The sequence below is a fragment of the Paenibacillus maysiensis genome (genome assembly GCF_000520815.1).
Classification (GTDB): domain Bacteria; phylum Bacillota; class Bacilli; order Paenibacillales; family Paenibacillaceae; genus Paenibacillus; species Paenibacillus maysiensis.
In genome coordinates this window covers 1-320 of record NZ_ASRY01000310.1, presented here as the reverse complement: position 1 = coordinate 320, position 320 = coordinate 1, and the positions used below count along the sequence as shown (strand labels likewise).

The 320-nt window shown below is 39.4% G+C and carries 1 pseudogene; it reads left to right on the top strand.

Going from position 1 to position 320, the window contains the following annotated elements:
• Positions 1-49: 49 nt before the first annotated feature.
• Positions 50-320: pseudogene (locus tag L696_RS0124050) on the top strand (recombinase family protein); the annotation flags it as partial.

Genomic DNA, 320 nt, shown 5'->3' with positions numbered 1-320 from the left:
AGCCATTTTTAAACGCCGAACCTGGAACAGCAATAACCCATCCAAAAAAGTGGTATGGCAATGCAAAACGTATGTCAATAAAGGTAAAGCAGCATGTGATGCCAAATCAGTCGATGAACAAGTTTTACATTCCGCGTTTGTACGATTGTTCAATCGGATGTATGAGAATAAGAAAGGATTCATGAAGACGTTGAAAGCCAATATTGAATCGGTACTTTCCAGCAGAGTAGAGCAAACATCGTTATTAGACATCGAAGGACAGATGCAACAATTGAAATCCGACCTGAAGGAATTAGTGAATCTCAAGCTACGGAATCAAA